This window comes from Leisingera sp. ANG49 (genome assembly GCF_059694505.1).
In genome coordinates this window covers 349,812-371,890 of the sequence record NZ_JCATZN010000003.1, presented here as the reverse complement: position 1 = coordinate 371,890, position 22,079 = coordinate 349,812, and the positions used below count along the sequence as shown (strand labels likewise).

23 protein-coding genes are annotated in these 22,079 nt (G+C 64.4%); 18 read left to right on the top strand and 5 right to left on the bottom strand.

Annotation, left to right across the window (positions count from 1 at the left end):
* Nucleotides 1–129 precede the first annotated feature (129 nt).
* Nucleotides 130–1,332 carry a GTP-binding protein gene (locus AC58NV_RS12205; protein ID WP_497227376.1) on the top strand — a complete coding sequence of 401 codons (1,203 nt, stop codon included), beginning with the start codon at nt 130–132 and terminating at the stop codon, nt 1,330–1,332.
* Nucleotides 1,325–1,594 carry a DUF6525 family protein gene (locus AC58NV_RS12200; RefSeq protein WP_497227375.1) on the top strand — a complete coding sequence of 90 codons (270 nt, stop codon included), beginning with the start codon at nt 1,325–1,327 and terminating at the stop codon, nt 1,592–1,594. Before AC58NV_RS12205 ends, AC58NV_RS12200 begins: the two co-directional genes overlap by 8 nt.
* Before the next feature lie 18 nt (nt 1,595–1,612).
* Here the strand turns inward: AC58NV_RS12200 and AC58NV_RS12195 are convergent, their stop codons facing one another.
* Nucleotides 1,613–1,990: a winged helix-turn-helix transcriptional regulator gene (locus AC58NV_RS12195; protein ID WP_366662214.1), complete on the bottom strand. Its 378-nt coding sequence runs from the start codon at nt 1,988–1,990 to the stop codon at nt 1,613–1,615.
* A gap of 124 nt (nt 1,991–2,114) precedes the next feature.
* Between AC58NV_RS12195 and AC58NV_RS12190 the strand changes: the two genes are divergently transcribed.
* From AC58NV_RS12190 to AC58NV_RS12170, 5 genes are all read left to right on the top strand, one after another.
* Nucleotides 2,115–2,756: an NAD(P)H-dependent oxidoreductase gene (locus AC58NV_RS12190; RefSeq protein ID WP_497227374.1), complete on the top strand. Its 642-nt coding sequence runs from the start codon at nt 2,115–2,117 to the stop codon at nt 2,754–2,756.
* A gap of 202 nt (nt 2,757–2,958) precedes the next feature.
* Nucleotides 2,959–3,447, top strand: coding sequence for a hypothetical protein (locus tag AC58NV_RS12185; protein WP_497227373.1), 489 nt, complete (start codon nt 2,959–2,961; stop codon nt 3,445–3,447).
* 310 nt (nt 3,448–3,757) lie between these two features.
* Entirely contained in the window at nt 3,758–5,437 is a 1,680-nt protein-coding gene (rpsA, locus tag AC58NV_RS12180) for a 30S ribosomal protein S1 (RefSeq protein ID WP_497227372.1), read from the top strand.
* Between the two features lie 188 nt (nt 5,438–5,625).
* Nucleotides 5,626–6,417 carry an AraC family ligand binding domain-containing protein gene (locus AC58NV_RS12175; protein ID WP_497227371.1) on the top strand — a complete coding sequence of 264 codons (792 nt, stop codon included), beginning with the start codon at nt 5,626–5,628 and terminating at the stop codon, nt 6,415–6,417.
* Nucleotides 6,418–6,494: 77 nt separating this feature from the next.
* Entirely contained in the window at nt 6,495–7,391 is an 897-nt protein-coding gene (locus AC58NV_RS12170) for a DMT family transporter (protein WP_497227370.1), read from the top strand.
* A gap of 33 nt (nt 7,392–7,424) precedes the next feature.
* On the opposite strand, the gene AC58NV_RS12165 is transcribed toward AC58NV_RS12170, so the two are convergent.
* Both AC58NV_RS12165 and AC58NV_RS12160 read right to left on the bottom strand, forming a co-directional pair.
* The gene (locus AC58NV_RS12165) at nt 7,425–7,622 is read right to left on the bottom strand and encodes a hypothetical protein (protein ID WP_497227369.1); all 198 of its coding nucleotides are present in this window, start codon (nt 7,620–7,622) and stop codon (nt 7,425–7,427) included.
* Between the two features lie 114 nt (nt 7,623–7,736).
* Nucleotides 7,737–9,101, bottom strand: coding sequence for an ammonium transporter (locus AC58NV_RS12160; RefSeq protein WP_497227368.1), 1,365 nt, complete (start codon nt 9,099–9,101; stop codon nt 7,737–7,739).
* A 495-nt stretch (nt 9,102–9,596) separates the two neighbouring features.
* Between AC58NV_RS12160 and ihfB the strand changes: the two genes are divergently transcribed.
* From ihfB to trpB, 4 genes are all read left to right on the top strand, one after another.
* Complete coding sequence (gene ihfB, locus AC58NV_RS12155; RefSeq protein ID WP_366662245.1) at nt 9,597–9,920, top strand: integration host factor subunit beta; 324 nt, start codon at nt 9,597–9,599, stop codon at nt 9,918–9,920.
* On the top strand, nt 9,920–10,270 hold the full coding sequence (locus tag AC58NV_RS12150; protein ID WP_497227367.1) for a lipopolysaccharide assembly protein LapA domain-containing protein: 351 nt from the start codon (nt 9,920–9,922) through the stop codon (nt 10,268–10,270). Before ihfB ends, AC58NV_RS12150 begins: the two co-directional genes overlap by 1 nt.
* A 7-nt stretch (nt 10,271–10,277) precedes the next feature.
* Nucleotides 10,278–10,931, top strand: a complete 654-nt coding sequence (locus tag AC58NV_RS12145; protein ID WP_497227366.1) for a phosphoribosylanthranilate isomerase — start codon at nt 10,278–10,280, stop codon at nt 10,929–10,931.
* 504 nt (nt 10,932–11,435) lie between these two features.
* Nucleotides 11,436–12,695, top strand: coding sequence for a tryptophan synthase subunit beta (gene trpB / locus AC58NV_RS12140; protein ID WP_497227365.1), 1,260 nt, complete (start codon nt 11,436–11,438; stop codon nt 12,693–12,695).
* 74 nt (nt 12,696–12,769) lie between these two features.
* Here the strand turns inward: trpB and AC58NV_RS12135 are convergent, their stop codons facing one another.
* Nucleotides 12,770–13,147, bottom strand: a complete 378-nt coding sequence (locus AC58NV_RS12135) for a DUF2237 family protein (RefSeq protein WP_497227364.1) — start codon at nt 13,145–13,147, stop codon at nt 12,770–12,772.
* Between the two features lie 151 nt (nt 13,148–13,298).
* Nucleotides 13,299–14,396 (bottom strand): redox-regulated ATPase YchF, encoded by a 1,098-nt coding sequence (gene ychF, locus AC58NV_RS12130; protein ID WP_497227363.1) that lies wholly within the window; start codon nt 14,394–14,396, stop codon nt 13,299–13,301.
* Between the two features lie 221 nt (nt 14,397–14,617).
* Between ychF and AC58NV_RS12125 the strand changes: the two genes are divergently transcribed.
* The 7 genes from AC58NV_RS12125 to pth all read left to right on the top strand — a co-directional run bounded on the left by AC58NV_RS12125 (nt 14,618) and on the right by pth (nt 22,067).
* Complete coding sequence (locus tag AC58NV_RS12125) at nt 14,618–15,115, top strand: acyloxyacyl hydrolase (protein ID WP_366662225.1); 498 nt, start codon at nt 14,618–14,620, stop codon at nt 15,113–15,115.
* Nucleotides 15,116–15,197: 82 nt separating this feature from the next.
* Complete coding sequence (gene trpA / locus AC58NV_RS12120) at nt 15,198–15,989, top strand: tryptophan synthase subunit alpha (RefSeq protein WP_366662226.1); 792 nt, start codon at nt 15,198–15,200, stop codon at nt 15,987–15,989.
* 140 nt (nt 15,990–16,129) lie between these two features.
* Nucleotides 16,130–17,296 carry an alpha-hydroxy acid oxidase gene (locus AC58NV_RS12115; RefSeq protein WP_497227362.1) on the top strand — a complete coding sequence of 389 codons (1,167 nt, stop codon included), beginning with the start codon at nt 16,130–16,132 and terminating at the stop codon, nt 17,294–17,296.
* Nucleotides 17,297–17,394: 98 nt separating this feature from the next.
* Complete coding sequence (locus tag AC58NV_RS12110) at nt 17,395–19,137, top strand: di-heme-cytochrome C peroxidase (protein WP_497227361.1); 1,743 nt, start codon at nt 17,395–17,397, stop codon at nt 19,135–19,137.
* 147 nt (nt 19,138–19,284) lie between these two features.
* Entirely contained in the window at nt 19,285–19,926 is a 642-nt protein-coding gene (locus AC58NV_RS12105) for a 50S ribosomal protein L25/general stress protein Ctc (RefSeq protein WP_366662229.1), read from the top strand.
* Between the two features lie 139 nt (nt 19,927–20,065).
* Nucleotides 20,066–21,307 carry an NAD(P)/FAD-dependent oxidoreductase gene (locus AC58NV_RS12100; RefSeq protein ID WP_497227360.1) on the top strand — a complete coding sequence of 414 codons (1,242 nt, stop codon included), beginning with the start codon at nt 20,066–20,068 and terminating at the stop codon, nt 21,305–21,307.
* Between the two features lie 76 nt (nt 21,308–21,383).
* Nucleotides 21,384–22,067: an aminoacyl-tRNA hydrolase gene (pth, locus tag AC58NV_RS12095; RefSeq protein WP_497227359.1), complete on the top strand. Its 684-nt coding sequence runs from the start codon at nt 21,384–21,386 to the stop codon at nt 22,065–22,067.
* The last annotated feature ends 12 nt before the right edge of the window (nt 22,068–22,079 follow it).

The window sequence follows — 22,079 nt, the reverse complement described above, 5'->3', positions numbered from 1 at the left end:
TGCGGCATCCGGGCGGCAGAATGCCCCTTTGCGCTCCGGCTGCTCTGCTGCTTCCAGGGTTGCGGGCTGCGGAACAGGCTGCTATTTCCGCTCCGGTGATTGTTATGATATAACATAAAGGAAACGCGCATGACAGACAGCAGGCTGCCGGTAACCGTGCTCTCGGGCTTCCTCGGAGCGGGTAAGACCACGCTTTTGAACCACGTCCTGAACAACCGCGCGGGCCGCCGGGTTGCGGTGATCGTCAACGACATGAGCGAAGTGAACATCGACGCCGATCTGGTGCGCGGTGAAACGGAACTGTCGCGCCAGGATGAAAAGCTGGTGGAAATGACCAACGGCTGCATCTGCTGCACCCTGCGCGACGACCTGCTGCAGGAGGTGCGCCGTCTCGCGGGCGAAGGGCGGTTCGATTACCTGCTGATTGAAAGCACCGGCATTGCCGAGCCGCTGCCGGTGGCCGCAACCTTCGATTTCCGTGATGCCGAAGGGCAGAGCCTCTCGGACGTGGCGCGCCTCGACACCATGGTGACCGTGGTCGATGCGGTGAACCTGCTGAAGGACTTTTCCAGCCATGATTTCCTCAGCGACCGCGGCGAAAGCCTGGGCGAGGAGGACGACCGCACCCTGGTCAATCTGCTGACCGACCAGATCGAATTTTCCAACGTCATCATTCTGAACAAGGTGACTGAGGCGGGCCCGGCCCAGACCGAAGCGGCGATGCTGGTGATCAAGGCGCTGAACCCGGATGCCGAGGTGATCCAGACCGACTTCTCCGAAGTTGACGGAGACCGCATCTTCGACACCGGCCGCTTCGACTTTGACAAGGCCCACGAGCACCCCCTCTGGGCCAAGGAGCTCTATGGGTTTGAGCACCATGTGCCGGAAACCGAGGAATACGGCATCTCCTCCTTTGTCTACCGCGCCAAACGCCCCTTTGATCCTGCCAAGATCCATGCGCTGCTGAATGGCGACCTGCCCGGCGTGATCCGCGCCAAGGGTCATTTCTGGCTGGCCACCCGCCCGGAATGGGCCGCTGAATTCTCGCTGGCCGGCGCCATCTCCTCGGTCCGCCCGCTGGGCCTGTGGTGGGCGGCGGTGCCAACGGAACGCTGGCCCACGCATCCTGAGGCCCGGCGCGAATTCCTGCAGAACTGGGATGAGACCTGGGGCGACCGGCGCCAGGAACTGGTCTTCATCGGTGCAGGCCTCGACAAGGAAGCCACCACCGCGCGGCTCGACGCCTGCCTGATGCCGGAAACGGCAAATGGATTCGATCCGGCCTGGGCCTCCCTGGAGGACCCCTTCCCAAGCTGGCGCCGCAATGGCTGACCGCAGGGCGTGCCGCAACCTGAACTCCCGCCTGAAACGGCGGCGCAGGGCAGGGGATCCGATGCAGGCCTATGACGCGCTGCCGCCGGGGCTGCGGCAGTGGCTGGCCTCGGCCTGCCTGCCCTGGAGCCCGGCCTCGGCGCTCAGGATCTGGACCAGGGCGGGCGGCAGCCGTGATCCCGCTGCTGCGGCCGCCCGGCTGGACGCCGCTGAACAGGCGATGCTGAAACGGGACGCGCGCGTCTGGGCGTTCCGGGACTAGCTGCCGCGGCCCGCTGTGTCAGGCGGTTTTCTTCTCCGCCTCCGCGGCGGCATCATATTCCGCCCGCGCCGCATCAATCACCGGCAGATGCTCCAGCGCCCACAGCCCCAGCGCCTTGACCGGTTCGCGGAACGATTCCCCCAGCGGCGTCAGCGCGTATTCCACCTTGGGCGGGATTGTCGGGTGATAGGTGCGGCTCACCAGCCCGTCACGCTCCAGCTCGCGCAGGGTAAGGCTCAGCATCCGCTGGGAAATCCCCAGATGCCGCTTCAGCTCATTGAACCGCAGCACGCCGTATTGCGCCAATGAGATCACGATCAGCACGCTCCAGCGGTCGCCGACCCGCGACAGCACCTCATTGATGCGCCCGCATTCCGGGCATTGCGCCTCTGCCATGGTGGTTCCTTCCGTGTAACCGGGGCTCAGAAATGTGCCTTCTTGTGCCCTTTCCGGTACCACTTATATAGCCGGTTACAAATTTATACCACCTGTCACACAAGGCCGCGAAAGGACCGGACACATGAGCAAGAGCTCCCTGATCGAGAAGCTGAACTGGCGCTACGCCACCAAGAAGATGGACCCCTCCAAGGCGGTCCCGCAGGAAAAGGTCGACCAGATCATCGAGGCGATCCGCATGGCGCCGACCTCCTCCGGCACCCAGCCGTTTGAGGTCTTCGTGATCACCAGCCCGGAAATCCGCGCGCAGATCCGTCCGCACGCCTGGGATCAGGCCCAGATCACCGACGGCTCGCATCTCATCGTCTTTGCCGCCTGGGACAATTACTCCGAGGACCGGATCGACGCGGTGACCCGCCAGATGACCGAGGAGCGCGGTGAGATCCCGATGCTGAACCAGTATTACGACAATCTCAAGGCGACCTACCTGCCGCGCGAGGAGCGCACCAACCACGACCACGCCGCCCGCCAGGCCTACATCGCGCTGGGCTTTGCGCTGGCTGCCGCGGCTGAGCTGGAAGTGGACAGCACCCCGATGGAGGGCTTCACGCCCGAAAAGATCGATGAAATTCTTGGCCTCAAGGACAAGGGCCTGCGCTCCGTCGTCCTGCTGCCGCTCGGCTACCGCGCTGAAGAGGGCGACTGGCTGCTGCCGATGAAGAAAGTGCGCAAATCCCGCGACAGCATCGTGACCGAAATCGCCTGATATTTCCGACCCCGGCGGCAGGCGGCCCGTTCCGCGGCCTGCCGCCGACTTTCTGTTTGCCGGCAGAAAATTCCCCGGCGGAAACCTTTAATACACTGTTTTCGCGCTACATTGGAAAGGCAGCACTGTTTTTTGCCGGGCAGATGCAGTCTGGTGCCAGTGCCGCTCGCTGTGATTGTGCCACGGGGAGGGTGTTGTTTATATGTTTACTGCCGACTTCTCCGTGGGTGAGCTGGATCCGGCGCTGAAATCCCTTTTCTTTCTGTGGAAAAGCGCGTCCGAGGCGGATGCGTTCCCGCGGCTTTCCAAATTGGGCCTGCCCTATCCAGCCACGATGCCGAATATCCTGTCGGTCTTTGAAATCGAACGGACCCAGGCCGGGGAGGCCTGCGATTTCAAGGCTCTCTATGTGCGCAACAAGATCATCAACACGCTGAGCAGCAAGTTCGCGGGCACCCGGCTTACGGAACATCCCGGCTTCGGCCCCGGCTCCATGATGTGGAGCTGCTTTGCCGAACTGGCCGCCAACCCCCGCCCGCTGCTGATCTCGCTGCCCTATGTCGGCCCGCTGCCGGAGTACCGGAGCACCACCGAAGTTTACCTGCCGCTGCGCGGGGAGGGCACGACGGCCGACTATGTCCTGGTGGGTGTCGTCCTGCTGGAACAGGAGTACCGCTCCAAGGCACCCTGACCCTGGCAGGGCAGGCGCAGCGGGCTGGCCGCCAGGGCAAACCGGCATGGGCAGCCGCCCAAATGCGTCTTCCCCTTGCCCCGCAGGGCTTTTCCCTTGCGCGCACCCGGGAATCCGCCTATATCGCGCGCTGTCAGAACATGGGCGGCGAACGTCCGGGCGGCATATCTGAGCAGGGCTGAGGAACACCTCGGCCCTTTGTGTTTGTTTGATCAGATATGCGCCGGGCCACGATCTGGACTGGCTTAACCAAGACCGGCGGAGACAACCGCATGGCCAGAAACACTTAGTAAAGGAAACCTGAGACCTCATGGCTCAAAACGCATCGATGGAGGAATTCGAAGCCCTCCTGAACGAAAGCTTCGAAATGGACACCCCGGACGAAGGTTCGGTTGTCAAAGGCAAGGTGCTGGCGATCGAAGCCGGCCAGGCCATCATCGACGTCGGCTACAAGATGGAAGGCCGCGTTGATCTGAAAGAATTCGCAAACCCCGGCGAAGCGGCTGAAATCGCAGTTGGCGACGAAGTCGAAGTGTTCCTGCGCGCCGCAGAGAACGCCCGTGGCGAAGCCGTCATCTCCCGCGAGATGGCCCGCCGCGAGGAAGCCTGGGACCGCCTGGAAAAAGCCTACGCAGACGATCAGCGTGTCGAAGGCGCGATCTTCGGCCGCGTCAAGGGCGGCTTCACCGTCGACCTCGGCGGCGCCGTGGCCTTCCTGCCCGGCTCCCAGGTTGACGTGCGCCCCGTGCGCGACGCAGGCCCGCTGATGGGTCTGAAGCAGCCGTTCCAGATCCTGAAGATGGACCGCCGCCGCGGCAACATCGTTGTCTCCCGCCGTGCGATCCTCGAAGAGTCCCGCGCCGAGCAGCGCGCCGAAGTTATCGGCAACCTGTCCGAAGGCCAGGCAGTCGACGGTGTCGTCAAGAACATCACCGAATACGGTGCGTTTGTTGACCTGGGCGGCGTTGACGGCCTGCTGCACGTCACCGACATGGCATGGCGCCGTGTGAACCACCCCTCCGAGATCCTGTCGATCGGCGAAACCGTCAAGGTTCAGGTCATCAAGATCAACAAAGAGACCCACCGCATCTCCCTGGGCATGAAGCAGCTGCAGGAAGACCCGTGGGATCTGGTTGGCGCCAAGTACCCGCTGTCCTCCGTGCATAAGGGCCGCGTCACCAACATCACCGATTACGGTGCATTTGTTGAGCTGGAGCCGGGCGTCGAAGGTCTGGTTCACGTCTCCGAAATGTCCTGGACCAAGAAAAACGTCCACCCGGGCAAAATCGTCTCCACTTCCCAGGAAGTCGACGTCATGGTTCTGGAAATCGACGGTGCCAAGCGCCGCGTGTCCCTGGGCCTCAAGCAGACCATGCGCAACCCGTGGGAAGTCTTCGCTGAGACCCACCCGGAAGGCACCCAGGTCGAAGGCGAAGTCAAGAACATCACCGAATTCGGTCTGTTCATCGGCCTCGACGGCGACATCGACGGCATGGTTCACCTGTCCGACCTGTCCTGGGACGAGCGCGGCGAAGATGCGATCCAGAACTACCGCAAAGGCGACGTGGTTCAGGCCGTTGTCTCCGAAGTGGACGTCGACAAAGAGCGTATCTCGCTGTCGATCAAAGCCCTGGGCGGCGACAAGTTCGCTGAAGCCGTGGGCGGCGTGAAGCGCGGTTCCGTGATCACCGTTGAAGTGACCGCGATCGAAGACGGCGGCATCGAAGTGGAATACGAAGGCATGAAGTCCTTCATCCGCCGCTCCGACCTGTCCCGCGACCGTGCCGACCAGCGCCCCGAGCGTTTCTCGGTTGGCGACAAGGTCGACGTGCGCGTCACCAACGTCGACTCCAAGACCCGCCGCCTGGGCCTGTCCATCAAGGCGCGCGAGATCGCGGAAGAGAAAGAAGCAGTGGAACAGTATGGCTCCTCGGACTCCGGCGCATCGCTGGGCGACATCCTGGGCGCCGCACTGAAGTCGGGCGACTGATAAGTCCCCGGCCTCACGGCTCGAAAACGGAAAGCCCCGCAGGCAACTGCGGGGCTTTTTGTGTGCGGAAAGGGCGCTACGCCCCGTTTGACCCGGCGCCCCCGCAGCGCTAAGCATCATCCGGTCGGCGGCACAGGTGTCTTGTCTTGCAACATGCAGGTTCCAAACGGAAATCAGAGGCGGTGACCATGCGGTCCCGGCCGGATTTCTATGGAATTGAAACCCTCTCCGCGCGTTACCGGAAACAGACCTTCAAACCCCACGCCCATGACGAATACCTCCTCGGCGTGATCGACGGCGGTGTCCACGCCGTCTGGTGCCGCGGGGGCATGAACCAGGTGCCGCAAGGGTCGGTGGTCACGATGCGGCCCGGCGATGTCCACCACGGCGGTGCCGGGCATGAGGCTGGCTGGCGGCAGCGGATGATCTACATTCCCGAGGCCGGAATGCGGTCGCTTCTGGAAGATATCACCGGCCGCGCGCCTGCCGGAACACTGGATTTCGGCGCCGCCTTCCATGCGCGCCCCGGCCTGGCCCGGCGGTTCGCCGCCCTGCACGAGGTTCTGCACGCATCGGACCAGACGCTTGCGCGGGACGTGGCGCTCGATGCGCTGCTGGGCGGCCTGCTGCGCGAACTGATGCCACAGGAATCCCGGCCGCAGCCGCACGCCACCGGGCGCATCGCCGACGCCATCGACTACCTGCACAGCCGGGTCGAGGAGGACGTGCCGCTGGGCGATCTCTGCCGCATCACCGGGCTGCGGCGGCGGCAGACGATCGACGCCTTCCGGCGCGCCACCGGCCTGCCGCCCCATGCCTGGCATCTGCAGCGCAAGGTCCAGCACGTGAAGCGCCTGCTGCGCGCGGGCCTCTCCCCGGCGGAGGCCGCCGCCCAGGCGGGTTTCGCGGACCAGAGCCACATGGGCCGCCACTTCCGGGCCATCACCGGCATCACCCCCGCAGCCTACGCCAGGGGCTGACACCGCGTTTTCGTTCTATATCGCCTGGCTCCCGGCGGCCTATCCCGCTCCTGACGTTTTACGCAACGGGGGCAAATATGGCTGTATCCGAGAATTTCATGGCCCGGCGGCCCGCACTCTGGGCCGATCTGGCGGTGCTGGGGGTGGCACTGGTCTGGGGCGCAAGCTACCCGGTGGCAAAGGGCGCGCTGGAGCATATGCCGGTGCTGCTTCTGATCTTCTGCCGCTTTGCGCTGACCGCGCTTGTGATGACCGCCGTGGCTTGCCGCGACCTGCGCGCGGCCTGCCGGCGGGATATTCTGTCCGGAGCTCTGCTCGGAAGCATCCTGCGCGCCATTTTCCTGGCCGAAACCTGGGGCGTTTCGATGACCACGGCCACGAACACCGCGCTGATCATCTCGCTCTGCACAATTTTCACCCCGTTCCTTGAATTCGGCCTGCAGCGGAGCCTGCCGCCTGCCGGGGTGATCGCCGGGGCGGCCGTGGCGGTGGCGGGTGTTATGGTGCTGTCGGGCGGCATGGGGGCCTTCGGCGCCGGCGATCTGCTGGTTCTCTTTGCTGCGGTCCTGCGTGCGGTGATGGTGGTTTCGACCAAACGCCTGATGGAGGGCAGCGGGCTGTCCTCAGCAGCACTGACAGCGGTGCAGGCTGTCACTGTTGCGGGGCTGGTTCTGGCGATCATACTGGCCCAGTCGGGTCCGGCCGGGCTGCTGGCCAGCGCCGGGACAGCGGGGTGGGTGGCCGTGGCCTTCCTGTCGCTGTTCTGCACCGTCGGCGCCTTCTACGTCCAGAACGCGGCGGTCCGGCGCACCAGCCCTACGCGGGTCAGCTTCCTGATGGGAACAGAGCCGCTGTTCGGCTTTGCGCTGGCCTGGGCGCTGCTGTCCGAACCAGCCAGCGCAACCACGCTGATCGGGGCCGGGCTGATTGTCGGCGGCACCTTCTTTGGCCTCGCGGCAGAGGGGCGGCGCTGACGCCCGTGCGCCAGCCTCGCCCTTTGGCACCCGTCAGTTCGGCCGCACGGCCACCAGCACGACGCCCAGTTCCGCCTCAAGCTCCTGCAGCTTCTTCAGCTGATCCTCGGGCAGGGCGGCGGTATCCGCTTCGACACCGGCCAGTGCCACCACCGGGCTGCCGATGTCCTTTTCGAGGCTCTTGATCGCGTCCAGTTTATCAGCCTCAAGGGTGGCAAGCGGGTACAGCATGGTCGTCTCCTCTATGTTGATGAGATCAACTATAGCCGATTCTCGGGATTTCAGGCCTGCGGACACGAAAAAAGGCCCCGGCGGTTGCCGGGGCCTTTCGCATCATGTGCGGGATCAGGCGGCGTGCTGGGTGCTGTCCGCGTGGGTGACAACATCCGGCTCCAGGTCCCAGTTCTTGCCGTCCAGCCCGTCGATCTGGTCGTCCTCGGAGACCTTCAGGCCAACCGTCCGCTCCAGGATGAAGGCCAGGATCAGTGCCGTGACTACCCCGGCGCCGATGCAGACGGCAGTGCCCACCAGCTGCATCACCAGCGAGATTTCACCGTGCTGGAACGCATAGGCGCCTTCCTCGATCCCGAAGTAGCCGCCGCGCGGGGTGCCGGCCTTGAACAGGCCCAGCAGCACCATGCCCAGGGTGCCGCAGCCCAGGAACAGCGGGAACAGCTTGTGCTCGTCGATGCCGCGCTTCAGGGTGAACTCATAGACAGCATAGGCCGCAAACGGCGCCACCAGGCCGACGATGAAGGCCTGCCAGGGCAGGTAGACATCAAAGCCGGATGCGCCTGCGACATAGCCCGCCAGCGGCCCCAGCAGGGTATAGGCGTATTTGCCGGTGGCATAGGCGATCAGCAGCCCGGTGATGGCGCCGCCGGCCCAGACCATGGCGTAGTTGTTGATGGCGATGCCGACGCTGGTGTCGGCCATGGTGACGCTGACCGCCAGCGCCTCGGGGTCAAAGAAGAACAGGCAGGACAGGATCACCATCGGCAGGCCGGCAAAGATCAGCAGCAGGCCCGGCGCGCACAGCCCGATGCTCGGCGCCAGATAGGCCGAGATCCGCGGATGCGGCGCCATCATGCCGGGGCGGGCGCCCAGCTTGGGGGTGAACACCAGCGCCATGCCGGCCGGGAACAGGTAGACAAAGCCGACGCCGAAGAAGTCGTGGAAGCCCGCATTGGTCAGCGGCCCGACCGAGCCCCAGGTCGCCCAGCTGAGCGCCGAGGACACCACCGCGGCCACGACGCAGGTGATGAAATAGGCCGAGGCCTTCATCCGCTCCGACACCGCGAAATGCAGCAGAATGTTGATGATGCCCGCAAACACCGCCAGGAAGAAGATGAAGATCTGGAAGGTGTTCAGCCCCGGGAAGGTCGCCGGGTCGGTGTGATGCGCCAGCGCATTGGTCATGGCGCCGCCCAGCCACCAGTCCTTGATCGAATCCATCATGGTCGCGCCTTCCATGATGTAATACTGCCCGGCCCACAGGCCGAAACCGATGACGTAATAGGTGGCAAAGCCGAGGAAGAACCCCAGCGTCTTCTCGATGGTCGAGTTGAACAGGTTCCGCCGCCGCGCGGTGCCCGCGTCGATCAGCAGCAGGCCGACGACGACCAGGATGGCCCCGACGATACCCGATGCATACAGGATGTTCTGCACCAGGGAATTCAGGGTGACTTGCTGTACATGTATCGTGCTCATGTCCAATGGCATTATTAGTTCTCTCCAAGTTGGTTTGCCGTCCTGCCGGTTGTTTGCCACCAGCTTTGACAGGCCGGCGCCCGTTGCCGCCAAAGAGCGGGCGCGCCGGTTCGATTGGGACCAGACCCGGTCAGCTCTTCTGACGCGGCTGGTTATGGAAAGGATGAGCGATGCGGGGCGCTTTACAATAAAAAAGTTTTACTTTGCGGAAATATAGTTTCATATGCGGCATCTGCCCGCCCGGCATGCCGCATCCGGCGCGCCCGGCCTCGTGAGGTGCCGGTTTCAGGGCACTGAAGGCGGCAGGCCGCGGCCGCCGCGAATCAAGCGGGCCTTGGCCGGCGCACCGGCGCCGATGCCGCGCTGCGGCGGCGCCTTGCCGCCCTGGATTGGGCCCTTGCAGCCTGAAAAGGTGGTGAAGAGCCGCCGATTTGGCCGTCAAACCTGCGGCATTTTGTTCCCCCGCGCGCGAATTTTTCCTATACTCTCAGAATAATAGCCAGAACATACCGGCATCCTGGGAGGAAAAAGAACATGATCCGCTCTGAGTTGATTCAGAAGATTGCAGACGAAAACCCGCACCTGTATCAGCGGGATGTAGAGAGGATCGTGAACACGGTGTTCGAGGAAGTGACCGATGCCATGGCGCGCGGCGACCGGGTCGAACTGCGCGGCTTCGGCGCCTTTTCGGTCAAGAAGCGGGACGCGCGCGTCGGCCGCAATCCCCGCACCGGCGAGACGGTCAATGTCGAGGAAAAACATGTGCCGTTCTTCAAGACGGGTAAACTCTTGAGGGACCGCCTGAACGGGAAAGCCTGATGCGTTACATTCGCTACGCGGTTCTTGGGGCACTGGCCGTTGTGCTGGTGTCCGTCTGTCTGGCCAACAGCACGGTGGTCGAGCTGAAACTGATGCCTGCGGCATTGGCGGAGCTGTTCGGCTTCAACTACAGCATCGCGCTGCCGCTCTTTGTGGTGGTGCTGGGCGGGGTTGGTGCCGGGCTGGTGATCGGCTTCCTTTGGGAATGGCTGCGCGAGCACAAGCACCGCAGCGAGGCCGCCCAGAAGGCCCGCGAGGCGCGCAAGCTGAACCGCGAGGTGACCCGCCTCAAGAAGCAGAAGAACGAAGGCAAGGACGAGGTCCTGGCGCTTCTCGAAGACGCGAACTGAGCCAGCCATGAGTGACATCCGGGTCAAGATCTGCGGGCTCAGCACGCCGCAGGATGTGGCAGCCGTGGCCGCGGCCGGGGCGGCCTATGCGGGTTTTGTGTTCTTCCCGAAATCGCCGCGCAACGTCTCTATCGCCCAGGCCGCCGCGCTGGCGGTCGAGGCGCCCATCGGGCTGTGCAAGGTGGCGCTGACGGTGAATGCCTCCGACGATGATCTGGACGCCATCACCGGCGCGGTGCCGCTCGACATGCTGCAGCTCCATGGCAAGGAAAGCCCGGAACGCGTGGCCGAGGTGCGCGCCCGCTACGGCCTGCCGGTGATGAAGGCGGTGGGCATTGCCGATGCCGCCGACATTCCCCAGATCGCGCTTTATGAACAGGTGGCCGACCAGCTCTTGATCGACGCCAAGCCGCCCAAGGAGGCAGAACTGCCCGGCGGCAACGGCCTCGCCTTCGACTGGCGGCTGCTGGCGGGGCGCAAATACTGGCAAAAGCCTTGGATGCTGGCTGGCGGGCTGACGCCGGAAAACGTGGGTGAGGCCATCCGCATGACCGGCGCCCGGCAGGTCGATGTGTCTTCCGGCGTCGAAAGCGCGCCGGGCGAAAAAGATGCGGGCCTGGTCGACGCCTTCACCAAGGCGGCCCACGCCGCCCGCGGCTGACGGCTCGCACCGCCGCCCCCTTCAGCCTGACTTGCACAGTGCAGGGTTTGAGTATTTGGACAAAGAAGAAGCGGCATCCTGTTTCTTCTTCTTTGCATAAATACTCACTGCGCAGCTGCTGCTCCAAGGCGCACCGGCCGGGGTGTTGCGTTCCCTGCGTACGCCCCTGTCACCGCATCTTAAACCGCATATGCCATGCTCTCTCCTGATCGCGGTCATTGCCGGGCCTGACATCCCCGGCACCCAGGAACAGGGCCCTTTGGCAAGGGCGCGCAGAGACAACGTTCAGCGTGCGGGAGGAACCTCCCGTCCCGCCTCCGCCCCTTGGCGGCGCCGCCAATCTGCACCTTCCAGCCTGAAGGACAGGCAGCAGACCATAGCAAGACAGGAACACACCGGCAGGGCAGGGGCCTTGGCCGGATCAAACCGGTTGCGCAATCTCCCTTTACCATAGCGCTGCCGCGCTATAGTCATGGCGGGCGCTGCGAAAGTGAGGGAAGAACCATGGCCGACGATCTTTTCAACAGCTTCATGAACGGTCCGGACGAAAACGGCCGTTTCGGCATCTTCGGCGGGCGTTTCGTGTCCGAAACCCTGATGCCGCTGATCCTGAGCCTTGAGGAAGAATACAACAAGGCCAAGGACGACCCCTCCTTCTGGGCCGAAATGGACGCCCTGTGGAAACACTATGTCGGCCGCCCCAGCCCGCTCTATTTTGCGGAGCGCCTCACCGAGGAACTGGGCGGCGCCAAGATCTACATGAAGCGCGACGAGCTGAACCACACTGGCGCGCACAAGGTGAACAACGTGCTGGGCCAGATCCTGCTGGCGCGCCGCATGGGCAAGACCCGCATCATCGCCGAAACCGGTGCCGGCCAGCATGGCGTTGCGACAGCAACTGTCTGCGCCAAGTTCGGCCTCAAGTGCATCGTCTACATGGGTGCCCACGACGTGAAGCGGCAGGCGCCGAACGTGTTCCGCATGCGTCTGCTGGGCGCCGAGGTGATCCCGGTCACTTCCGGCCGCGGCACCCTGAAGGACGCGATGAACGATGCGCTGCGCGACTGGGTCACCAACGTGCGCGACACCTTCTACTGCATCGGCACCGCCGCGGGCCCGCACCCGTACCCGGCAATGGTGCGTGATTTCCAGTCGATCATCGGCAAGGAAGTCCGGTGGCAGCTGGCCGAGCAGGAAGGCGAAGGCCGCCTGCCGGACACCGTGATTGCCGCGATCGGCGGCGGCTCCAACGCCATCGGCCTGTTCTACCCGTTCCTCGACGACCCTTCGGTCAACATCATCGGCGTCGAGGCAGGCGGTAAGGGCGTGGATGACCGGATGCAGCACTGCGCATCCCTCACCGGCGGCCGCCCCGGCGTGCTGCACGGCAACCGCACCTACCTGCTACAGGACGAGGACGGCCAGATCCAGGAAGGCTTCTCAATCTCCGCGGGCCTCGACTACCCGGGCATCGGGCCGGAGCATTCCTGGCTGCATGACACGGGGCGTGCGCAGTATGTCTCGATCACCGACAAGGAAGCGCTGGAGGCCTTCCAGGTCAGCTGCCGCACCGAGGGCATCATCCCGGCGCTGGAACCCAGCCACGCGCTGGCTCATGTGATGAAGATCGCGCCGGAGCTGCCCAAGGACCACATCATCGTGATGAACATGTGCGGCCGCGGCGACAAGGACGTGTTCACTGTCGCCAAGCACCTGGGCTTCGACATGTCCGACACCGAGGAAGGCCGCACCTTCGAGGAGTGAGCGGACACACGCAGGACAAACGAACAGGCGCCCCGCGGGGGCGCCTTTTTGTTGCAGCCCTTCTGCGGGCGGCCTCAGGCCGGGTCGGCGGCGTAGCTTTGCAGCACGCTCAGCGGCACGATGTCGAGCGCGCGCATGTGGGTGGCCTCCAGCAGGACCTTGGGCGCGCAGCCCTCGTCCGCGGCCTGCAGGAAGCGGGCGGCGCACAGGCACCAGCGGTCGCCGGGCTGCAGGCCCGTAAAGCTGAACTCGGGGCGCGGCGTCGACAGGTCGTTGCCGACATATTTGGAAAACGCCAGAAACTCCGCCGTGGTCACCACGCAGACCGTATGGCTGCCCTGATCCTCGGCGCAGGTGTTGCAATGGCCATCGCGGAAGAACCCGGTCACCGGCGCGTTGGAGCAGGGCGCAAGCGGGCCGCCCAGTACGTTGATGCTGTCGTCTTTGTTCATGGGGTGCCCCGTCCCTGATACGGTTGAGTGTAATGATAGGGCGAAACTGCCGCCCGTCCCGGTATTTCCGGCAGCGGGGACGGGGCTGTCAAACGCAAACCGCCCGCCAGCGGGGCTGACAGGCGGCAGAAAACTATCCGGGATAAGCGGATCAGGTGTTGAACAGGAAGTGCAGCACGTCGCCGTCCTTGACGACATAGCTCTTGCCCTCGGCCCGCATCTTGCCGGCTTCCTTGGCGCCCTGTTCGCCGTTGCAGGCGATGAAATCGTCATAGGCGATGGTTTCGGCCCGGATGAAGCCCTTCTCGAAATCGCCGTGGATGACGCCTGCCGCCTGCGGCGCCGCGGTGCCGGTGCGGATGGTCCAGGCGCGGGCCTCCTTGGGGCCGACGGTGAAGTACGTCTCCAGGTGCAAGAGCTCGTAGCCGGCGCGGATCAGCCGGTCGAGGCCCGCCTCTTCCAGGCCCATTTCCTCCAGGAACATCTGGGCCTCTTCCGGGTCCAGCTGGCTGATCTCTTCCTCGATCTGGGCCGAGATGATCACATGGGAGTTGCCCTGCGCCGCGGCCATTTCCGCGACCTTGGCGGAATGTTCGTTGCCCTCGACCGATTCCGACTCACCCACGTTGCAGACATAAAGCACCGGCTTGGTTGTCAGCAGCTGCAGCATTTTCCAGGCCTTGGCGTCCTCGGCGTCGACCTCGACCAGGCGGGCGGGCTTGCCGTCTTCCAGCATCGCCTGCGCGGCGGCCAGCAGCCGGTCCTGCTGCTGGGCTTCCTTGTCGTTGCCCTTCAGCTTGCGCACCAGGTTGGCGCGGCGCTTCTCGATGCTCTCGAGGTCGGCCAGCATCAGCTCGGTCTCGATCACCTCGGCATCGGCCACCGGGTCGACACGGCCGTCCACATGGGTCACGTCGCCGTCTTCAAAGCAGCGCAGCACATGGGCAATCGCATCGGTTTCGCGGATGTTGGCCAGGAACTGGTTGCCCAGGCCTTCGCCCTTGGAGGCGCCCTTCACCAGGCCCGCGATGTCGACGAAGGTCATCCGGGTCGGGATGATCTGCTTGGACTTCGCAATTGCCGCCAGCTTGTCCAGCCGCGCGTCCGGCACGCCGACCTCACCCACGTTGGGTTCGATGGTGCAGAACGGAAAGTTGGCCGCCTGCGCCGAGGCGGTTTTGGTCAGCGCGTTGAACAGCGTCGATTTGCCCACGTTGGGCAGGCCGACGATTCCCATTTTAAAGCCCATTGCGGCCTCCTGATGCCATTTGGGAGCTGCTTCTAGGCAGCATTGGGGTCCCGTGCAAGCCATGTGTGGATGGCAGAACTGCCACAGTTGCAATCTGTGTGCCGCTTCACAGACAGTATGCACACTGATTTTCCATAACGCCCTTGGCAAAGATTCAGGGAGTTTTAGAAGAGAGCTGAAAAAGCTTGGCCAAAAGTCATTATTTTTTCGAGGGGCGAAAAATGAAGAAGACAGTAATTCTGGCGGCCGCGGTTTCGGCAGCCATGGCACTGCCTGCTGCGTCGCAGGAACTGGCGCTGGGTCTGGGCTATTCCGACTACCACCGCGAGACCGCCGACGACGGGGCGATTTTCTCGGTGGACTACCTGCATGCGCCGTTTCATGAGCGCGGCCGGCTGTCGGCGCGGTTCGGCGCCACGCTGGAGGTGCAGGACGCGGGCGACATTTTTGCCGGTGTCGGCATCAGCGGCGTGATCGACCTGAACAACGACTGGTTCATCGAGACCAGCGTGATGCCGGGGGCCTATCACGAGAGCTCGCGGGAGAATGATCTGGGCTCCGCATTCGAGATCCGCAGCCTGCTGGCGGTGGGCAAACGGTTCCACAACGGCAAGGCGGTGTCGCTGGCGTTCAGCCACAAGTCCAACGCCTCCACCGCGGATGAGAACCCGGGCGTGAACTCGCTGACCCTGCGCTGGCATATTCCGCTGGGCGGCTGAGCCGGGCCGCAAAACTGCGCGGGATTGATTTCCCGCGCAACATTCGGCACACCGGGGCGGACAGATTTCAAAAGGCCCGCCCATGACCCGTATCGATGCCAAATTCGCCGAACTGAACGCCGCCGGCAAGAAAGCCTTTGTCACCTATGTGATGGCGGGCGACCCAGACTACGAGACCTCGCTGGAGGTGGTGAAGGGGCTGCCGGCCGCCGGTGTCGACATCATCGAGCTGGGCCTGCCGTTCACCGATCCGATGGCCGACGGCCCGACCATCCAGCTGGCCGGCCAGCGCGCGCTGGACGGCGGCATGACCCTGGAAAAGACGCTGCAACTGGCTGCAGATTTCCGCAAGGGCGACGACACCACCCCGATCGTGCTGATGGGCTACTACAACCCGATCTACAACCGCGGTGTGGACAAGTTCCTGGAAGACGCCAAGGCCGCGGGCATCGACGGGCTGATCGTGGTCGACCTGCCGCCTGAGGAAGACGACGAGCTGTGCATCCCGGCGCAGAAGGCGGGGTTGAATTTCATCCGCCTGGCCACCCCCACCACCGACGACGCGCGCCTGCCCAAGGTGCTGCAGAACACCTCCGGCTTTGTCTATTACGTGTCGATCACCGGCATCACCGGCGCCGCCGAGGCCGAGGCCGGCGACGTCGGCCCCGAGGTTGCCCGGATCAAGGCGGCCACCGATCTGCCGGTCATCGTGGGCTTTGGCATCAACACGCCGGAGAAGGCGCAGAACATCGCGTCTATTTCGGACGGCGCGGTGGTGGGCAGTGCCATCGTCAGCCAGATCGGTGCCGGCAAATCCCCGGCCGAGGTGCTGGCGTTTGTGAAATCCCTCGCGGACGGCGCCCACAAGGGCTGACGCCCTTACACAGTCAGGATTGAAAAGCCGCGCCTCCGGGCGCGGTTTTTGCGTTTCCAGGGGTGCGGCAAACGGGGCGTTGCTTTTGCTGTTTTGAATTGGTAAAGAAACTTTACCAAATTAAAGCGGGAGAGAGTCCGGTGCCGGTGATTACCAATATCAACGACCTGAAGCGCATCTATGAACGCCGTGTGCCCCGGATGTTCTATGATTATGCCGAAAGCGGCAGCTGGACCGAACAGACCTTCCGCGAGAATACCTCGGACTTCGAGCAGATCCGCCTGCGCCAGCGGGTGGCGGTGGACATGACCGGGCGCACCACGGCGACCCGGATGATCGGCCAGGACGTGGCGATGCCGGTGGCGCTGGCGCCGGTGGGGCTGACCGGGATGCAGCACGCCGACGGCGAGATCAAGGCGGCCCGCGCGGCGGAGGAATTCGGCGTGCCCTTCACACTGTCCACCATGTCGATCAACTCGATCGAGGAAGTGGCGGAGGCGACCGGTAAGCCGTTCTGGTTCCAGCTCTATACGATGAAGGACGAGGATTACATCCGCCGCCTGATCCAGCGGGCCAAGGATGCCAAATGCTCGGCGCTGGTGATCACGCTGGACCTGCAGATCCTGGGCCAGCGCCACAAGGACCTGAAAAACGGGTTGTCCGCCCCGCCCAAGCTGACACCGGCCACCATTGCCAACCTGATGACAAAATGGACCTGGGGCCTGCAGATGCTGGGGGCCAAGCGGCGCAATTTCGGCAATATCGTCGGCCACGTGCAGGGGGTCTCCGACACCTCGCAGCTGGGCGTCTGGACGGCAGAGCAGTTCGACCCGGCGCTGGACTGGGGCAAGGTTGAAAAGCTGATGGAGATGTGGGGCGGCAAGGTGATCCTGAAGGGGATCCTGGACGCCGAGGATGCCAAAATGGCCGCCAAGCTGGGCGCCGATGCCATCGTGGTGTCGAACCACGGCGGGCGGCAGCTGGATGGGGCGCTGAGTTCAATCCGGATGCTGCCGGAAATCATGGATGCGGTGGGCAGCGATGTGGAGGTGCATCTGGACAGCGGCATCCGCTCCGGCCAGGACGTGCTGAAGGCGCTGGCGCTGGGAGCCAAGGGCACCATGATCGGCCGCGCCTTTGTTTATGGCCTCGGTGCCATGGGGCAGCAGGGCGTCACCGCGGCGCTGGAGGTGATCCGCAAGGAACTGGACACCACCATGGCGCTGTGCGGCGAGCGCTCGGTCGAGGGCCTGGGGCGCCATAACCTGCTGATCCCGGAGGATTTCGGCGGCCGCTGGCAAGCGTGAAGCCAGCGAAATAAAGACAAACGAACGGAGTTTTTACTGTCCAAGCCTCCCGTATGCGCGCAACCTTTGGTTGTGAAATTTGGTATCGGGAGGATTTGATGAGGACGTTCCTGGCAACCTGCGCGATCGGCGCGGCAGCGATGGCGGCGCCGGCGGCGGCGCAGACGGTTTATGTCAACCAGGGCAGCGACTGGACGCCCGGCCTGCGCCAGCAGTTCTATACCCAGGACCAGGGCGCCCGCATCATGCCCATCAGCTGGATGCGGGCGCTGACCCTGCCGGAAGGCGAGGCGTTCCTGCATGATGCGCTGGCGCGCTACGGCTACCTGCCGATGGCCGGGCGGCAGGACGTGGACCTGCCCGCGGGCTTCACCACCAATGGCAGCGGCGCGGATATGGCGGTGGGGATGACCTGTTCCGCCTGCCACACCCGCCAGATCGAGGTCAGCGGCACCGCCTACCGGATCGACGGCGGCCCCGGCATCGTCGACTTCCAAAGCTTCCTGAAGGATCTGGACGACGCGGTGCTGGCGGTGCTGGCGGATGCAGGCGCCTTTGACGCTTTTGCGGACAAGGTGCTGGGCAGCGGCGGCTCTGTCTCTGAACGCAACGCGCTGAAGGAGCAGGTCGAGGTCTGGAGCAACCGCTTCCACACCCTGATTGACCGCTCGCTGCCGGACCCGGCCTGGGGACCTGCGCGGCTGGATGCGGTGTCGATGATCTTCAACCGCCTGGCGGGGCTGGATATCGGCGAGGCCTCGGATGACTACCTGATCCCGGAAAACATTGCGGTGGCCGATGCGCCGACCCGCTACCCGTTCCTGTGGAACGCGGCGCGGCAGGATTTCACCCAATGGCCGGGGTTCTCCGCCAACGGCAATGACCTGCTGGGACTGTCGCGCAATCTGGGCGAGGTTTATGGCGTCTTTGCCGATTTCCGCCCGCAGCCGCAGTCCGGGCTGCTGTTTAACCGCGACTACATCTCGCAGAACTCGGCCAACTGGGACGGGCTGAAAGAGCTGGAGCAATGGATCTGGGACATCGGCGCGCCGCAGTGGCCGTGGGAGCTGGATCATGATCTGGCGGCGGCAGGCGAGGCGGTGTTCAATCGCACCGCAGCCGAGGGCGGCTGCGTGTCCTGCCACGGCAAGAAGAAGGGCAAGTTCCGCTCGATCTTCCACACTACCTGGGAAACGCCGATCCTGGATGCGGGCACCGACACGCGGGAATGCGGGGTGCTGACCCGCATGGTGAAAACCGGGGTACTGGACGGCGCGTCGATCCCGCTGACCGGCACCACGCTGGGCGCGGAGGCCAAGGCGTTCGACGTGCTGGCGGTGTCGGTCGTCGGCGCCATCGTGCAGCACTCGCTGGGCGCCTTCGGCGAGGATTTCGTCAAGACAGCCAAGGCGGCGGAGGCGACGCCGGGCAACGCCGACGACCGCCAGGCGCTGCCGCAGTTCGAGGATCTGCGCAAGGCCTTCCCCACCGGCGACAATGCAGGGATGCTGAAGTCCGCGGCGGAACCGGGCTGCAAGTACGAGGCGCGGGTGCTGGACGGCATCTGGGCTGCGGCGCCTTATCTGCACAACGGATCGGTGCCGACGCTGCGCGACCTGCTGACCGCGCCCGAAGACCGCCCGGCGGCGTTCAAGCCCGGCCCGAACTACGATATCGAGGCCGTGGGCATGGCGGCGGATCAGACCGCCTTTGACCACGTGATCGAGACCACCGGCTGCGATCAGCTTGATTCGGGCAACAGCCGCTGCGGCCATGATTACGGCACCAGCCTGCCTGAGGCGGACAAAAAGGCGCTGCTGGAGTACCTGAAGTCGATCTGAGCACCATGAAATGCGGCCGCAGCCCTGTCTGCAAGGGCTGCGGCGGCACGAAACCCCTTTCCAAACAGGCTGAACGGGTCTATAGGCACGGCTTCAAGCGGGGTGACAGCCTTGGAGGCACCCCGGCAGTCATATTGGAGAATTAAGATGGCAAAAGAGATTCCTGATCTCGTAGCCCAGGAACGTGCGGGGACGGGCAAGGGCGCCGCTCGCGCTGCGCGCCGCGCAGGCATGGTTCCGGGTGTGGTTTATGGCGGCGACGTGGATCCGGTCGCGATCCAGATCCCGTTCAACGAACTGCTGAAAAAGCTGAAAGCCGGTCAGTTCAAGTCCACCTTGTGGAACCTGAAAGTGGAAGGCCACGACGACGTGCGCGTGATCTGCCGCGACGTTCAGCGCGATGTGGTGAAGGACCTGCCGACCCACCTCGACCTGATGCGCCTGCGCCGCACCTCGAAGATCAACCTGTTCATCCCGGTTGAGTTCATCAACGAAGACCAGGCCCCCGGCATCAAGAAGGGCGGCATGCTGAACGTGACCCGCCCCGAGGTTGAGCTGGTTGTGACCGCCGGCGACATCCCCGAGAAGCTGGTTGTCGACATGGCTGGTCTGAACATCGGCGACGTTGTCACCATCTCGTCGATCGAGCTGCCGAAAGGCACCAAGCCGACCATCGACCGCGACTTCGTGATTGCAAACATCGCGTCGCCCGGCGGCCTGTCCTCTTCCGATGATGAAGAAGGTGAAGGCGAAGAAGGCGAAGCAGTGGAAGCAGCTGCTGAAGAATAAGACCCGCGCCCATGGGGCAACGGTTTCACGGGCTCCCATCCGGGGGCCCGTTTTCTTTTGTTCGGCAGGCCGTTTGCCGGTGATTGACTTTTGCCTGCCCCGCTGTCCCAGTTCCGCCTGAGGATTGGGAGGAACGGGCGTGGCGGATTACGATATTGCCATTGCAGGCGCAGGGGCCGTAGGGATGAGCTGCGCGCTGTGGGCGCAGATGCGCGGCCACAGGGTGCTGCTGATCGACCCGGAGGACCCGGGATCAGGCACCAGTTACGGCAACGCCTGCACCCTGGCGACCTATGCCTGCCTGCCGGTGAATGACCCCTCGGTGCTGGCATCCTTGCCCAGCCTGATGTTTTCCGAGGACAGCCCGTTGTCGCTGTCCTACACCCATGCGCTGCGCAATCCGGGCTGGATGCTGTCTTTCCTGGCCAACTGCCGTCCTGCGGCCTCTCGCCGGATCGCGGGTCATCTGGCTGATCTGCTCTCCCACGCCGACGCCGGGATCAATCCGCTGATCGTGGCCGCAGGCGCGCAGGATCTGGTGGTCGAGCGCGGCCAGCTGTCGGTCTGGTCAACACAGAAGGCAGCCAAGGCCGCCAGCGCCGGGCTGGAGCGCCGCTGCGCCCTGGGCGTGCCCTGGCGGGAAGTGGATCCTGACGAAGCGCTGGAGATGGAGCCGGGGCTGCATCTGCCCGTCAGGCGCGCGGTGCATTTTCACGCCGCCCGGCATTTGCGCGATCCGCTGGAATTCATCACCCGGATGCACCGCGCCTATACCGAATTGGGCGGCACCACCCTGCGCGCCAGAGCCGACGCGGTGAGGGTTTCAGGCACGGGTGTGGAAGTGCAGGCCGGCGGCCAAAGCCTCACCGCGGGCCATGCAGTGATTGCCAGCGGTGCATTCTCCAAGCAGATCGCGGGGGCAGGGGCGGATCGTCAGCCCCTGGGCACCGAGCGAGGCTACCACGTGATGTATGAAGGCGAGGCGCACCGGGTGACGCGGCCCGTGGGCTGGGGCGAGGCCGGGTTTTACGCGGTGCCGCATGCAAAGGGTTTGCGGCTGACCGGCACGGTGGAGATCGCGGCGCTGGATGCGCCGATGAACAGGCGCCGGCTGGCCTACATCGCGCGCAAGGGGGCGGAGATGCTGGGGGACCTGCCCGCACCCGGCAGCGAATGGCTGGGCTACCGCCCGACGATGCCGGACTCGCTGCCGGTCATTGGCCGCAGCCCGCAGTCGGAGCGGGTGCTTTATGCCTTCGGGCACCAGCATATCGGGCTAACCCTGGGCGGCATCACCGGGCGCTTGATCGCGGATCTGGCGGAGGGCCGCCAGCCGAATGTCGATCTGGCACCCTATGCAGCCGGCCGCAGCTATGTCTGAAGCCGCGCGGCTCTGGATTCCGGGCGCCAAATAGGGCATCACTCGGTTTCCTTGAAACGCAGATTGAGCTCCGTCCATGAAACTCTTTGTCGGCCTTGGCAATCCCGGCTCGAAATATGAGCGCAACCGCCATAACATCGGCTTCATGGCGCTGGACCAGATTGCCGGCGATCACGGGTTCAGCCCCTGGAAGTCCAAGTTCCAGGCGCTGATCTGCGAGGGGGTCCTGGGCGGCGAGAAGGTGCTGCTGCTGAAGCCGCAGACCTTCATGAACCTGTCCGGCCAGTCGGTGGGGGAGGCGATGCGGTTCTACAAGCTGACGCCGGCCGATGTGGTGGTGCTGCATGACGAGCTGGATCTGGCGCCGGGCAAGGCGCGGATGAAGCAGGGCGGCGGCCATGCCGGCCACAACGGGCTGCGCTCGATCCATTCCCATATCGGCGCCGACTACGCGCGGGTGCGGCTTGGGATCGGCCATCCGGGCCATAAGGACGCGGTGGCGGGCTATGTGCTGCGCGACTTCCCCAAGGCGGACGAGGGCTGGCTGGACGACCTGATGCGCGGCATCTCCGACGGTGCGGCGGAACTGGCCAGGGGCGACGGCGGCAAGTTCATGAATGCGGTGGCCCTTCGGGTGGCGCCGCCGCGCAGCTCCACCACCAAGCCCAAGGCGGAGGCCAAGGCAGACAAAGCTGCCGAGGAGGAGGAGGCGCCGGACACCCGTTCGCCGCTGGAAAAACTGATGGACAAGTTCAAGTAAGCCGGGAGACAG